The organism is Lysinibacillus agricola, assembly GCF_016638705.1.
GTDB lineage: Bacteria > Bacillota > Bacilli > Bacillales_A > Planococcaceae > Lysinibacillus > Lysinibacillus agricola.
Genome location: NZ_CP067341.1, coordinates 2,872,041 through 2,886,553 on the forward strand (window position 1 = coordinate 2,872,041; position 14,513 = coordinate 2,886,553).

15 protein-coding genes and 1 riboswitch are annotated in these 14,513 nt (G+C 35.9%); of the genes, 9 read left to right on the forward strand and 6 right to left on the reverse strand.

Going from position 1 to position 14,513, the window contains the following annotated elements; translation table 11 throughout:
- Positions 1-261: 261 nt before the first annotated feature.
- The 6 genes from plsY (at position 262) to FJQ98_RS13830 (ending at position 6,147) form a co-directional block, all read left to right on the forward strand.
- Entirely contained in the window at positions 262-867 is a 606-nt protein-coding gene (gene plsY, locus FJQ98_RS13805) for a glycerol-3-phosphate 1-O-acyltransferase PlsY (protein ID WP_053593445.1), read from the forward strand.
- Positions 868-886: 19 nt separating this feature from the next.
- Complete coding sequence (locus FJQ98_RS13810; RefSeq protein WP_053593444.1) at positions 887-1,177, forward strand: HesB/YadR/YfhF family protein; 291 nt, start codon at positions 887-889, stop codon at positions 1,175-1,177.
- A gap of 127 nt (positions 1,178-1,304) precedes the next feature.
- Positions 1,305-2,852 carry a spore germination protein gene (locus FJQ98_RS13815; protein WP_053593443.1) on the forward strand — a complete coding sequence of 516 codons (1,548 nt, stop codon included), beginning with the start codon at positions 1,305-1,307 and terminating at the stop codon, positions 2,850-2,852.
- Positions 2,853-2,866: 14 nt separating this feature from the next.
- Positions 2,867-4,066, forward strand: coding sequence for a Ger(x)C family spore germination protein (locus tag FJQ98_RS13820; RefSeq protein WP_053593442.1), 1,200 nt, complete (start codon positions 2,867-2,869; stop codon positions 4,064-4,066).
- A 3-nt stretch (positions 4,067-4,069) separates the two neighbouring features.
- Positions 4,070-4,303 (forward strand): hypothetical protein, encoded by a 234-nt coding sequence (locus tag FJQ98_RS13825; RefSeq protein ID WP_053593441.1) that lies wholly within the window; start codon positions 4,070-4,072, stop codon positions 4,301-4,303.
- A 38-nt stretch (positions 4,304-4,341) separates the two neighbouring features.
- The gene (locus FJQ98_RS13830; protein WP_246494214.1) at positions 4,342-6,147 is read left to right on the forward strand and encodes an endospore germination permease; all 1,806 of its coding nucleotides are present in this window, start codon (positions 4,342-4,344) and stop codon (positions 6,145-6,147) included.
- 79 nt (positions 6,148-6,226) lie between these two features.
- Here the strand turns inward: FJQ98_RS13830 and metA are convergent, their stop codons facing one another.
- Positions 6,227-7,162, reverse strand: a complete 936-nt coding sequence (gene metA, locus FJQ98_RS13835; protein ID WP_053593440.1) for a homoserine O-acetyltransferase MetA — start codon at positions 7,160-7,162, stop codon at positions 6,227-6,229.
- 173 nt (positions 7,163-7,335) lie between these two features.
- Positions 7,336-7,446: riboswitch (SAM riboswitch) on the reverse strand.
- Between the two features lie 91 nt (positions 7,447-7,537).
- Between metA and FJQ98_RS13840 the strand changes: the two genes are divergently transcribed.
- Positions 7,538-7,750, forward strand: coding sequence for a hypothetical protein (locus FJQ98_RS13840; protein ID WP_143114639.1), 213 nt, complete (start codon positions 7,538-7,540; stop codon positions 7,748-7,750).
- On the forward strand, positions 7,743-8,117 hold the full coding sequence (locus tag FJQ98_RS13845) for a nucleotide excision repair endonuclease (protein WP_053593439.1): 375 nt from the start codon (positions 7,743-7,745) through the stop codon (positions 8,115-8,117). Before FJQ98_RS13840 ends, FJQ98_RS13845 begins: the two co-directional genes overlap by 8 nt.
- A 63-nt stretch (positions 8,118-8,180) precedes the next feature.
- Here the strand turns inward: FJQ98_RS13845 and FJQ98_RS13850 are convergent, their stop codons facing one another.
- Positions 8,181-8,963, reverse strand: a complete 783-nt coding sequence (locus FJQ98_RS13850) for a TrmB family transcriptional regulator (protein ID WP_053593438.1) — start codon at positions 8,961-8,963, stop codon at positions 8,181-8,183.
- Between the two features lie 126 nt (positions 8,964-9,089).
- Between FJQ98_RS13850 and FJQ98_RS13855 the strand changes: the two genes are divergently transcribed.
- Positions 9,090-9,863, forward strand: coding sequence for a TSUP family transporter (locus tag FJQ98_RS13855; protein ID WP_053593437.1), 774 nt, complete (start codon positions 9,090-9,092; stop codon positions 9,861-9,863).
- Positions 9,864-10,202: 339 nt separating this feature from the next.
- On the opposite strand, the gene panF is transcribed toward FJQ98_RS13855, so the two are convergent.
- The 4 genes from panF to FJQ98_RS13875 all read right to left on the reverse strand — a co-directional run bounded on the left by panF (position 10,203) and on the right by FJQ98_RS13875 (position 14,198).
- Entirely contained in the window at positions 10,203-11,648 is a 1,446-nt protein-coding gene (gene panF, locus FJQ98_RS13860) for a sodium/pantothenate symporter (RefSeq protein WP_201406467.1), read from the reverse strand.
- Complete coding sequence (locus FJQ98_RS13865) at positions 11,648-11,911, reverse strand: YhdT family protein (RefSeq protein ID WP_053593435.1); 264 nt, start codon at positions 11,909-11,911, stop codon at positions 11,648-11,650. The genes panF and FJQ98_RS13865 overlap by 1 nt, the downstream gene beginning before the upstream one ends.
- A gap of 298 nt (positions 11,912-12,209) precedes the next feature.
- Complete coding sequence (locus FJQ98_RS13870; RefSeq protein ID WP_201406468.1) at positions 12,210-13,385, reverse strand: IS256 family transposase; 1,176 nt, start codon at positions 13,383-13,385, stop codon at positions 12,210-12,212.
- A gap of 396 nt (positions 13,386-13,781) precedes the next feature.
- Complete coding sequence (locus FJQ98_RS13875; RefSeq protein WP_053597374.1) at positions 13,782-14,198, reverse strand: hypothetical protein; 417 nt, start codon at positions 14,196-14,198, stop codon at positions 13,782-13,784.
- Positions 14,199-14,513: the final 315 nt, after the last annotated feature.

Below are 14,513 nucleotides of genomic sequence, written 5' to 3' on the forward strand. Positions count from 1 at the left end.
GGAATGAGTGATTGACAAAATTGCCATTTTACCTATATTTTTAAAAAGGGCTTTCAAGCTGATTGTATGACTCGTGTCAAATAGCCTAAGCTAAATTCAATATACATCTAAAAACCCTTGAAAAATAGCTATCTTTTGTATTGAATTCAAGATACACAAGGAAATCTCCTTCATGACATTGTAGATTGTAGAGAAAAAGTGTAAAATATTTGATACATATTATTAGTACCAAGTGATGGTATATGGGAAAGGAGTCCAGCTATGCTAAATGGACTTATTATTATTTTATGTGCGTATTTAATCGGCTCTATACCTTCTGGATTATGGATAGGCAAAATTTTTTATAAAACAGATATACGTGAACATGGGAGCGGTAATTTAGGTGCGACGAATACATTCCGTATTTTAGGAAAAAAAGCAGGAATAGTAGTAACGATTATGGATGTTTTAAAAGGTACAGCAGCCGTATTACTCGCAGCTCTTCCTGTCTTCTCTGAAGTATCCATTCACTCATTAATTCTTGGTCTTGTAGCGGTGATTGGTCATATGTTCCCTATCTTTGCAGGTTTCCGTGGAGGTAAAGCTGTGGCAACATCAGCAGGAGTGCTGTTAGGATATTCATGGCCTCTATTTGTCTTATTATTTATTGCTTTTATTATAACATTAAAAATAACGAAAATGGTCAGCTTAACTTCCATGATTGCCGCTTTAGTAGCACTTATTTATTCAATCGTTTATTATTTTGTTACAGGTGATTTTGCGTTAAGTATTTTAGTAGCATGTTTATTTACTTTTATCATTTATCGTCACCGAGCGAATATTGTCCGCATTAAAAATGGTACCGAACCAAAGGTGAAATGGCTGTAACGAAGAGAGGAGTATTCTAATGAATATCGCACTAACAGATGAAGCTCTGCAATGGTTTAAAAATGAAATGGAAGTAGGATCCGGAGATACTATTCGTTTTTATGCAAGATATGGTGGTTCCAGTCCTTTTCACGAAGGCTTTTCTCTTGGTATGACACGTGAAGAACCAATCGAAATTGGTGTGAAGACAGTGATTGACGATGTTACCTACTATATTGATGAAAAAGATATATGGTTTTTCAATGATCACAATTTATATGTAGATGTGGATGCTACAAATGACGAATTAAAATATGAGTATAAAAAATAAAGCAGTGTTTCCTTTCGTTTATGCGAAGGGAACACTGCTTTTTTATTTGAATGCAATTCCAACCTTGGTTTATCTTCTCTCAAAGTTGTACATTCTATAGTTATGTACATCTTGAGGAGGAAAGAAAATGTCTATTTCAAAAATTAGTGATACCTCCCAAAACAACGACCAACTATATACTTCTCTTTCTCAAAATTTGAAGATGATTAAAAACACACTCGGGAATAGTAATGACCTTGTTATACGAGAAATTACCATTGGAAAAGCTGAAAAATATACGCTAGCGATTATCTATGTAGATGGCTTATCCGATAAAATAAGCATTTCTAATGCTGTGATTGATAAACTAATGCTTGAAATTGAAGATAATCAGGATTCAGAAATAGAAAAAATTATTCGATATTTAAGAGATTCTTGTTTAACAGTCGGCGATGTTAATGATATTTTCAATTTTTCAGCACTGTACAATTCTATTTTGAATGGTGATACGGTCATCTTATTAGATGAATCTTCAACTGGTATCGTGACAAGTACAAAAGGTGCAAAAGATAGAGCCGTTATGGAGCCATCAACAGAATCGGTCATTAGAGGTCCAAGGGAAGCCTTTACGGAAACGTTACGTACTAACACGGCCCTGATCCGTCGAAAAATTAAAAGTCCAAATCTCTGGATTAAGTCCCGGATTGTCGGTGAAGTAACAAAAACGGAAGTTGCTGTTATGTATGTAAATGGCATTGCAAATGACAAAATAGTAGCAGAGGTTCTTGCCCGATTAGATCGTATTAATATTGATGGTATTTTAGAAAGCGGCTACATCGAAGATTTTATTCAAGATTCTAAACACACGATATTCCCTACTGTTTATAATTCGGAACGGCCAGATGTTATTGCTGGTGAACTATTAGACGGTAAAATTGCTATTTTAGTGGATGGTTCACCGTTTGTCCTAATTGTACCGGCCTTATTTACATCCTTTTTACAGTCTGCTGAAGATTATTATCAGCATTGGATGATTAGCTCTCTTGTACGCTTATTGAGATTTTTTGGAATTGGCTTAGCCCTGGTGGCGCCATCGCTTTACGTAGCGATCACCACCTTCCATCAAGAAATGCTTCCAACTCCTATGCTAATAAGTATTGCATCTCAACGAGAAGGCGTCCCCTTCCCTGCCGTTGTCGAGGCACTCATCATGGAGATTGCCTTTGAGGTGTTAAGAGAAGCAGGTCTTCGAATGCCAAGAACCATTGGACCAGCCGTATCCATTGTTGGAACATTAGTGATCGGTCAAGCTGCCGTAGAAGCAGGAGTTGTATCAGCCGTAATGGTCATTATTGTGGCATTAACAGCCATTTGTAGCTTCTTGTTCCCTGCTTATGGCTTATCCAATACAGTTCGTGCTCTTCGTTTCCCATTAATGATTGTAGCAGCAATCGTTGGATTGTTTGGTGTAATGTTTGGCCTTATGATCATCGTCCTACACTTATGCAGCCTACGAACTTTCGGTGTTCCATATTTAAGTCCATTCGGTCCGTTAATTCTAAAGGATCAAAAAGATGCACTAGTGTTGTTCCCGCGTAGAGCTTTATTGACTCGACCACGCTTAATTAGTCAAAAAAATACTGTCAGAGGTCATAAATATTTTAATACGAAAAAAAGGAATCAAACGAATGTGTAAACGAGGAATGCACTATGGCAAAATTTAAGGCAATATGTTTACTAATGATTCTTACTTTACTTTTAAGTGGTTGCTGGAGTAAGCGTGAACTCAATGAATTAGCAATTGTCGTAGGACTAGGAATAGATAAAGTAGATAATGAATTTGAAATAACTGTCCAAGTCGTGGATCCTAGTGAAATTTCCTCAAAACAGCCTTCTTCGGGACGATCACCCGTTATTACCTATCAGTCAAAAGGTGCAACGGTCTTTGAGGCCATTAGAAAAATGACAACAGTAACAGCTAGAAAACTTTATTTTTCTCATCTTCAAATAGTTGTACTAGGTGATGAATTGGCAAAAGAAGGAATTAGTGAACCATTAGATTTGATTTCAAGAGATCATGAATTCAGAAATGATTTCGATGTCATCGTTGCTCATGACGCGACTGCCGAAGAAGTTTTAAATGTATTAACACCTATCGAAAAAGTACCAGCTAATAAAATGCTAAATTCTCTTAAAACGTCAGAGAAAACTTGGGGTACAACCCAATCCATTAAAATTGATGAATTAATCAATACTTTAAATAACAAAGAAACAAGTATCGTCATGTCTGCTATCGAAATCCTGGGGGATAAAAATGTTGGAATGGAGCAAATGAATGTTAAAAGATCGAAATCTCCTGTGCAATTGAAGTATACGGGCTTAGCTGTTTTTAAAGAAGATAAACTCATTGGGCTTTTGACGGAAGATGAGAGTAGAAGCCTAGGTTTTATAAAGGACAAAATAGAAAGTACAATTGAAATTCTTGCTTGCCCTAAGGGAGGTACGCTGTCAACAGAAATTACACATTCAAAGACGAAAATAAAAGGTGAATTTAAAAATGGAGCTCCTAAAATCAATGTTGTTATAGATGTTAACCAAAATGTCGGAGAAGTTGAATGTAATATAGACCTTACTAAAGAAAAATCGATTAAATACGTCAATAAAAAAACAGAAGAACTTATTAAAAAACGAATCGAAGAAACTATCAAGACAGTTCAGCAAAATTACCGGGTTGATGTTTTTGGATTTGGTGCAGCACTTCACCGCAAAAATCCCAAAGAGTGGAAAAAAATAAAAAAAGAATGGCTAACCATATTTCAAGAGCTACCAGTTAAAGTTGAAGTACATGTGAACACACAAGGATTAGGGACGATGGAAAACTCATTAGTGAATAAGTCGAAGGGAGAATAAGCCATGGTTATGACAATATTCATTCTAATCATTACAGCTGTTATAGCCTTTGCCTTCATTCCAAAATTGAAAAAAAATAAAGAAACGAAAACAATCGTAATTTTTTCGATTTTTTTATTGATCAGCGCCGCATTAAATATTGGGGTCTCATTAAAGCTCAAAATTCCGAGCCCACTAGATTTTATTACCTTTATTTTTTCACCTATTAAAGATTTAATCATCTCCCTGACAAAATAATAAGGCAACTTTATGTTAAGTAAAAAAGGGTATCGTTCATGATGGAAAAAGAAATAATTAGTTCAAGACAATTTATGATCATTACCCTTCTCTTTTCAATTGGTACAGCCATTTTAATTATCCCTGCAAGTGTAACAAGCGAAGCAAAGCAAGATGCATGGATTGCAGCTATCATTGGTGTCGTTTTAAGTTTGCCCATCGTAAAGCTTTTCGTTGCTTTAGGAAATAGAACACCCACCCTTACATTTGTAGAGGCTAATGAAAAGATATTAGGTCGTTTTTTCGGAAAATTTACTACAATTTGCTTTATTATTATATCCTTACTTTCTGCTGGTGAATTATTATATTTCATTGAATTTTTCATGAAAACGGAAATAATGCCTGAAACACCTACGATGGCCTTTGCATTTATGTTCAGTATTATCATTATTTATGCTGCATTTCTAGGAATTGAAGTTTTTGCTCGTTCTGCAGAAATACTATTTCCAATATTTATTTTAATTTTTATTTTCTTTGTAATTTTTATTTCACCATCCATCCATATTGAAAATTTACAGCCAATAATGGAAACACCAAAAAAATTAGTATTCTTTAGTATGATTCGATTTATAAGTCTTTTTTCATTCCCGCTTGCTGTATTATTAATGATTTTCCCTTCCGCAGTTAACGTCCAAAAATCTGCACAAAAAGGTTTTTACATTGGCACAATTATTGGAGGGATTGTCTTAATTACGATCATCACACTATCTATCCTTGTCCTAGGTCCGGCAAATACTGCTTCTAGGACATTTCCTAGCTATTCACTAGCTCAACGAATTTCAATCGGGAATTTTTTGCAGCGTATTGAAGTTATTATGGCAGCCATGTGGATTATATCAATTTATATTAGAACTTTTATGTATTTTTATGCTTCGGTTATCGGTATCGCACAATTATTTAAAATCAAAAATCATCGACCACTCATTTTTCCACTCGGCATGATTATCCTTGGACTTTCACAAATTGTTCATCCTAATAACATTCATTCAGATATTTACAATAGAGAAACATGGCCAATATTTTCCTTCATTTTCATGATTTTATTACCATTATTTTTACTACTTATCGCGAAGATTCGCAAAATTAATGGTAATCAAGAAAATACTACACAATGTAATAGTAGTACACAAAATGAAAGTGGTAGTAATAACGGAAATGCTTCTCAAAGTGATAGTAATAGTAATAGCGAAAATGCCTCACAAAGTGACAGTAGTAGCAAAAATGGAAATTCTTCTCAGAGTCAAAGTAGCAACAATGGCGGAAATGCTTCTCAAAGTGAAATTAGTAGCAATAGCGAAAATACTTCTCAAAATGAAAGTAGCAGCAATAGCGGAAATGCTTCTCAAAGTAATAGTAGTAGCAATAGCGAAAATGCCTCACAAAGTGACAGTAGTAGCAATAGCGAAAATTCTGCTCAATGTCAAAATAGCAGTAATGGCGGAAATGCTTCTCAAAGTGAAATTAGTAACAATAACGAAAATTCTGCTCAAAGTGAAAGTAGCAGTAATGGCGGAAATTCTACTCAAAATGAAAGTAACTGCAAGAGCGAAAATACTTCTCAAAATGAAAGTAACAGCAATGGCGGAAATGCTTCTCAAAATGAAAGTAGCAGCAATAGCGGAAATGCTTCTCAAAGTGAAAGTAGTAGCAATAACGAAAACGCTTCTCAAAGTGAAAGTAGCAGTAATGGCGAAAATTCTACTCAAAATAAAAGTGAAAACGATGCCGGCAGTGCTACACAGAATGATAGCGATACTGGAAATACTCCAAACAGTGATAAAAATAAAGATTCGTCGGAAAATTAATAACATAATGAAGTTAAAAATGATGACCTTGAAGTTATTAAGGTCATCATTTTTTCTTTACAATTGCTATTGAACAGCATTAAATATGATATTCAATTTGATCAACAAAATCCCATTCGTATGGTGTTTCTTGATAAACATAGTAATTCAACCAATTCGAGAATAATAAATGCGTATGGGCACGCCACGTATTAATTGGTTCATTTCCTGGATCATCATTTGGGAAGTAATTCACTGGTACATTAATATCTAATCCTTTCGCGACATCCCGACTATATTCATCAGCTAAAGTTGTCGCATCATATTCAAGGTGGCCGGTAATCATGATATTTTTATTGTCCTTAGATTGCACAATAAAAACACCAGCATCTTCTGAATAAGAGAGTAATCGTAAATCAGGATGGTTGCGTACTTCCTCAATAGAAACAGATGTAAAACGAGAATGTGGAGCTGTAAATAAATCACTGAAACCACGTACTAAATCCACTGTTAAATCCGTAATGACATGAGAATATACACCTGAGCATTTAGCAGGAAGCTCAATTTTGCCGATACCGTAATGATGATATAACGCTGCCTGTGCACCCCAACATATATGAAGGACCGATGTTACATTTTTCTTGGACCAATCCATAATTTCTGAAATTTCCTGCCAGTAGTTCACGTCCTCAAAAGCCATTTTTTCAACTGGCGCTCCCGTTATAATCATACCATCATAGCGGCGATGGCGAATTTGATGAAAGGTCGTGTAAAATAACTGTAAGTGTGATTTACTGACATTTTTCGATTCGTGCGTAGCTGTATTTAAAAATGTAATATTGACTTGTAACGGTGTATTACCAAGTAAACGTAGTAATTGCAGTTCTGTTTTCTCTTTTTCCGGCATTAGATTGAAAATTAATATATTTAACGGACGAATTTGCTGAGTTTTCGCTCTGTCCTCTTCCATTACGAAGATTTTTTCCTCACGTAAATGTTCTCCAGCTGGTAAGTTTTTCGGAATATTAATTGGCATCTTGCATTCCCCTCTCTTTTGTTTCTCTCTTTCTAACATCAATTTGTGCCTTAGTATCAATGCGCGGCCTTGCGCAAAGTTCATAAAGTCTTTAATCGATTATTAAACGATAAAATTAAAAAATCCCCCTCATTCCATTTGAGATAGAATGAGAAGGATTTTTATCACGTTCACTCTTATCTCTCAAAGGACAAATCCTTTGCTGGAATTAGCACCTTTCTAACTTTTGTTAGAGGTTGCTGAAGCGTCATCGGGCCAAATCCCTTAGCTTCTCTTGATAAGATTATTTAATTAAAAAGAATTGTAACATGAACAATTAAGAATATCAATAATACATAGAATATTTTGTTATTAACATGCATGGCATTTTGTAATTTGTTCAACACTAATCTTGGAGAGACGCATTGTTTATCTAGCGAAAGCGAAGCGTCAGCTACAAATCTTTTCTGTGCGAAAGCGAAGCGTCAGCTACAAATCTTTTTTGCGCGACAGCGGCAATTACGACAATGCGAAATTGATGGAAAACATGCAGTACTTATGTTAACATATACCTTTAGTAACAGAGAGGAACGTGAAAAGTTTGATTAAAATTGAATTTCCAAAACCAGATTTAGTGATTCGCCAACGCGAGCAAGATTTAAAGCCAGGTGATGTGCCAATCACACCTTACCATGGTTTTATCGACTTCCATAAAATCACGCGTGAAAACGGTGGTATTTTCTTATTCTATAACGAAGAGAACGAACTATTATTTGTCGGTAAAGCACGTAAAATTCGTCAACGTATTAAAAAGCATTTTGAGGACAATGTTTCACCGTTGAAAAATCATCGTGATGAAATTTTCAAAATTGAAGTGTATGAAGTAGAAGATCCAATGGAACGTGAAATTTACGAAACTTACGCGATCAATACATTCCGCGCTAAATACAATGTTGATAAAGTATTTTATTCATAAGACGACAGTCGCTGTTTAACAAAAAAAAGAATCTGCTTAGAGCAGATTCTTTTTTTAATGCCTTTACTCCAAGAAAAATGCTTTACGTTCTTTAGTAATCCATTCTTCAAGCTCCTTATCATCACGCTTTAACAGTCGATTGACAAGGACGTCATGCCATATATAATCCTCTAGTAAATAAATATGAACTGGGTCATTTGTAATAAAAGCCGTTTCCTGATTTGACGGTGAGTGGCCATAAATCATTTTCTGACCATCTACAGATAAAATAAACCAATGAGGCGTGGAAGATTTTCTCGTATATTGTGTTATGCGGTGCCGGTCAATAGATGCCTCATTTTCCTCCACAAACAGTGTAATTCCACGAACTGGAACATGCTCAGACACCTCATGAATATCTTCTCGTAATGCTTCATACATATCTTCCCACATCGATAATATGACTTTTTTCTCCGCTTTTTTTAATAATGACTGACAATAATTGACGATTGCCTCTTTTCCTTTTAGCGTGACAACCTTATGCTCCGCTTCCTGCTCTTTTACCTCTAATTTTTCTAATTGATCACTAATTGACGTGAAATTCGATTGCCAACGTTGCTGAACTTGTTGTAAAAATACAGCGACAGGAATGGAAGAGTACGTCGTTTGATCTGTAGTTTCTTCTTTCAGTACTAACCCTTTTTCAACGAGTAAATCAAGTATGTCATATATTCTTGCTCGTGGGATACCCGAGTTTTTACTTACCTGATAGGCACTAACATGACTATTTTGAACGAGTGCCGTATAGGCTTTTGCTTCATATTCTGTGAATCCCAGTTCTTTTAATTGGGCGATTAATTCAACCATTCGATCCCTCCATTTCCTATATTATAGAATATTGTCTTAACGATAAGCCAACGAAAAAAATTAGTCTTTACAGTTGCCTGAATATTAGTTACTATTTCAGTAGTAACTATCTAACGAGGTGCAAACATGCTATTTGAAGTAGATTTAAATTTAGTGATATTGTTAATTTCTTTTGGTTTTTTGGCAGCCTTTGTGGATGCTGTTGTCGGAGGGGGTGGCTTAATTGCCTTACCAGCTTTAATGTTTGCAGGTTTAAATCCAGCAGCAGCAGTTGCGACCAATAAACTTGCTGGCACAATGGGTTCTTTGACATCAACCATTTCCTTTTATCGTTCCGGACAGCTAGAAATTCGTTCTGTTCTCAAATACTTTCCTCTAGCCTTTATTGGATCGCTACTTGGGGCATGGACCGTTCATTTAATAAATCCTGAGTTATTAAAACCAATAATGCTCGTTATGCTTGCTTGTGTTGCAGTTTATACAATTTTTAAAAAAGATTGGGGTTCAGTAGCTGCGGTTAAAAAATTATCGTTTCCCCGTTTATTGCTATTTATGCTGTTGTTATTTAGCATCGGTTTTTATGATGGGTTTCTTGGTCCTGGAACTGGCTCATTTTTAATTTTTAGCTTTTTACTAGTCGGCTTCGATTTTTTAAAGGCAGCAGGAAATGCCAAATTTTTAAATTTAGCAAGTAATTTTGCTGGCCTTTTAATGTTCGCCTACTTAGGTCACGTTCATTATGTCTATGGACTACTGATGGGGGTAGCTCAAATTGGCGGTGCAATGGTAGGCTCGCGTGTTGCGATTAAAAAAGGTAGCGGCTTTGTTCGCGTGTTGTTTATTATCGTAACGATTACATTGCTAACTAAAAATGCTTATGATTACATAGTTCTTCATTAAAAAAACGCCGTAGATACTTTATCTTTACGGCGTTTTCGCTTGTTTATAAACTTTGTTTGCTCTATCCTTTAATTCGGAGAGGCTATCCGGCATTTTGGAGGGTTCTTTCCGTCACTTTGAACGTTCTATCCATCAATTCAGAGATTCTATCCACGACTTTGGACGTTCTATCCATCATTTCGAAGGTTCTATCCGTCGCTTCAGTGATTCTATCCGTCACTTTGGGGGTTCTTTCCGTCACTTCGGAGGGTCTATCCGTCACTTCGGGGGTTCTTTCCGTCGCTTATCATCTGCAATATAAAACGCCGTAGATATTCACTCTCTACGGCGTTTTCTTAGTTAGATAAACAACTTTTCTTCTTTAAATTTATGACTCGTTAATAAGCTAACAATAACAAAAATGAAAAAGGATGCTACAATTGGAATTGTAACGGTATGCATACCAAAGACAGAAGGGTAAAAACGATCAATGATAATATACAAGGTCATACCTGAAATCATCGACACAATCGCACCATATTTATTGGCTTTTTTCCAATATAGTCCTAATACAACAGTCCAAATAAAGACTGCCTCAAGTCCGCCAAAAGCAAATAAATTAAGCCATACTAATAAATCTGGTGGATTAAGTGCGAAAATGATGACTACTAAACCGATAACCGCTGTGACAATAAAGCTTGCACGCTTAATTTCCGTATCGTTAGCTGTTGGTTTGATATAATTTAAGTAAATATCTTTCACTACTGTGGAGCTTACAAGCATAAGTAGTGCGTTCACTGTAGACATCGTTGCTGCCATTGGTGCTGCTAAGACAATGCCAGCTAAAAATGGCGGCAAAACCTTTAATGTCAGTAGCGGCATCACTTTATCCCCTATTTCAATCCCTGGCAGTACTGGTCTTGCTAAAACCCCAATTAGATGCATCCCAAACATAATTGTCCCTATGGCAATAGTACCAATGATAATAGCTAAATGCATGCTTCTTGAATCTTTATAGCTCATGGCACGAACTGCGATTTGTGGGAGCCCCACAACTCCAATACCTATCAAAATCCAAAATGTAGAAACGTATAATGGCGTTAATTCGCCTTCTGCTCCAAATGGAGACACAAGGTTCGGGTTCTCAGCGACAAGTGAGGCCATAATATTATCGATTCCTCCACCAGCGATGACTGTCCCAATTAATAAAATGATCGTTCCAATAACCATAATCGAGCCTTGCACCGCATCCGTCAATGCAACAGCACGGAAGCCCCCGATGATGACATAAACTAATACAGAAAACGCAAAAATAAAGAGTGCAGTCGTGTAGTTTAAGCCAGTTAATGATTCGATAAGACGAGCACCACCTACCCATTGTGCCATCATCGCAGAAAATAAAAAGACGATAATACTAATAGCTGATAAGATGACAATGACATGACTTTTATAGCGTTCTCTTAAAAAGTCAATTAACGTGATAGCTTGATAACGTCTTGCGATAATAGCAAATTTCTTCCTAAAAATCATTAAAACAAAATAACCTGCAGGAAGCTGCGCCATCGCCAGTAATACCCAGCCAAGCCCTTTCGTGTAAGCAACGCCTGGACCACCAATAAAGCTACTTGCACTACCGTACGTAGCAATCATTGTCATAGCAAGGATGAAACCTCCCATTTCACGACCACCGAGGAAGTATTCCTGTAAAAATGAATTAGAAGAGCGTATATGCTTATTTGACCAGATACCAATACCAAAGATGATGACTAAAAATAATAGCAGTGGAACAATAACTTGCCAGTGCATTATTGATCCACCTCCTCATCGTCAAATGGTACCTCTTTGAAAAAGAGCTTCAAGACGACCCAGATTAAAATTATCATAAAGCCTGTCCCTGCAATACAGCTATAGAAAAACCATGCAGGGAAACCGAATACATACGTATAGTTTGCTGGATCACCAGAGCCTAATCCATAGGCAAAGCCAAACCAAATCGCAAAGTTAACGATCACAAGCCCGATACCGATAAGCGCCTCTCGATGCGCAATTTTAAAGCGTTGATCTTTCAAAATATAGTCCCCCTAACCTACTCTATTTTACTGATATGTTCGTATTATGGGAACCTTTGTGAAAAAATAAATATCTATTAGCACAACTATTTTTTAAAAATAACGATAAACAGAGATTTTCCCTTTATTTCGGGACTGTCAATATTTTTGTGTAAATGACAATCCAACCTTTTCTTATAGATCATCACTTTTTGATTTTAAATAGATTTGTTCGAAGGAATGATTTTGGTTTTTGGGAAGGGTTAACCCTTCCCAAAAACCAAAATTTCGCGCTGCGTGTTCCTCCTGCTTATTCTTGTCACTCAAACATCGCTTCAAGTTCTGCTCGTGCCTGATTGAAACCAATATGACAACGTGTCGCAAAGTTTTGGTTGTAATCTTCGAACTGTGAAACAAGGAAGCGTTCTAGTGATTCTTCATTTGGAAATTGCTCTTTGCGTTTTGTATATTTCTTGATTTTTTTATTAAATGACTCAATCAGATTGGTGCTATAAATACTACGCCAAATCGCTTTTGGAAAGCTATAAAACGTCAGGAGATAGGCATTGTCCTGCAAAGATTTCACGACTTTAGGATAGGCTTTTCGCCATTTCGAACAGAAATCATTTAGCGCAAGTTGTCCTGCTTCTTTATTTGCCGCCTTGTAAATTGTTTTAAAGTCATCACAGATTTCTTGACGATCTTCTACACGAACCTTATGTGAAATATTGCGTGCCACGTGTACTAGACAAGTTTGGTACTGTGCTTTCGGAAAGACCGTAGAAATTGCATCCACCATGCCTTTTAAGCCATCAGAAATAAACAGAAGAACTTCTTCGACACCACGTTCCTTGAGTTCTGTGAGAAGTTCCTGCCAGTTGTACGCAGATTCAGTTGGTGCAATCGTGTAGGCCAGAACTTCTTTTGAGCCATCTTCACGAATACCAACAGCGATATAAACAGCTTCTTTTGACACTGTTTCACGACGCACTGGAATATATGTCGCATCTAAGTAAACGCAGACATAACGTGCGTTTAAGGGACGTTTATTAAAAGCTTCTACCTGTTCTGTGACCACTTTTGTCATGTTAGAAATCGTCTGCGGTGTGTAATGATGGCCATACATCTTTTCAATTAAACCAGCGATTTCTGACATTGTAATTCCTTTTTGGAAGAGATGAATGACCGTTGATTCTAGTGTGTCATTTGAGCGTTTATAGGGTACGACGGTCTGTTGCTTGAACTCACCGTTGCGATCACGTGGAATCTGGATGTTTAAATCACCATATTCGGTATGTAACGTGCGTGAATACGAACCATTGCGTGAATTGCCAGAGTTGAAGCCAATTCGATCATATTTTTCGTAATCTAAAAAAGCCGTTAGTTCTGTCGCGAGTAGCGTATTGACCGCTGTTTCTAAATGGGTACGAAAAACTTCGGTAATATCTTGTTTTTTTACTAGAGCTTCGACAATTTCTGTTGTAAACTGATTCATAGGGAAGACCTCTTTTCTAGGATTGGTTGTGGTGACTTAATTCTACCAAGAAAAGGTCTTTCTTTTTTGTCGTCTTATTCATTTACACAAAATATTTTATACTCTCTTTATTTCGTTTGACATTAGACTGTCATTTACAGTCTTTATTCAATGGTATCTAATAGCTCTACATTTAAATTTTCTCTATCTTCCCAGCTATGAAATATTTAGATGCCATTTATTTTTAAGTCTTTGATTTTTATTCGCTTCAATCCACATATGTAGATTATTATAGGCATCAATTATTTTATAATTGGCGTCTTTATGTCTTAAAACCGCATCTCTTTGGATCAGGTTTGTTAGAGTTACCATATCATTTTCAACATGTTTATTTCGCTAATACACTAAAGCCACCCGCTAGTTCAATGACTGCAATCTTATAACATCTTGTGTATCTTTGAATTTTATTTTGATTTTATATTTATCCTCTTTATATGTTTCAACATTAACAGTACCAACCAAAAATGAAATAACGTTCCCTTTAATTTTTGTTTTCATATCTCCAACATTCCCTGTAATTAACCCATCTCTTCCTTCAAACTCAATGTCAATATTAAATAAATCCCCCTGCGATAGTTTTAAATCTTTCAATTCCATTTCAACCCAATTTACTCTTTTTTCAACATACAATTCAGGATTGTAAATATACTTGACATTCCAATGTTCTCCCTCGCCATAGAAGATAACCTCATCTGCAATATCGGTTTGTTTCGATGATGAACAAGCTGTCAAACTAATTAAAAGAAAAATACCAAACAAAAGTCTCAGTTTCATTTTCAAACCACCTCTTTAGGTATGTCCCATACAAGTCAAAATCATTTTTATATTCTTCGATTAAGGCATTATCAATAAGAACACTTGTTTCAAGAATTTTCAGCTTCCTCCTATTTCATTATTTATATATCCAATTTTAACATATAAAACCATTTATCTAAAAAAAGCCCCGTAAAAGTTAGATTGGTGTCTAACTTTTACGGGGCAATTCATTTAATATATTCTATCGTTTAGTATAGACTATTAACCCATTACTTCTAATGAGCAATAGTTAATATTCCCTTTTCTTTTCTGTACTTGTTTTACTTTAAACTG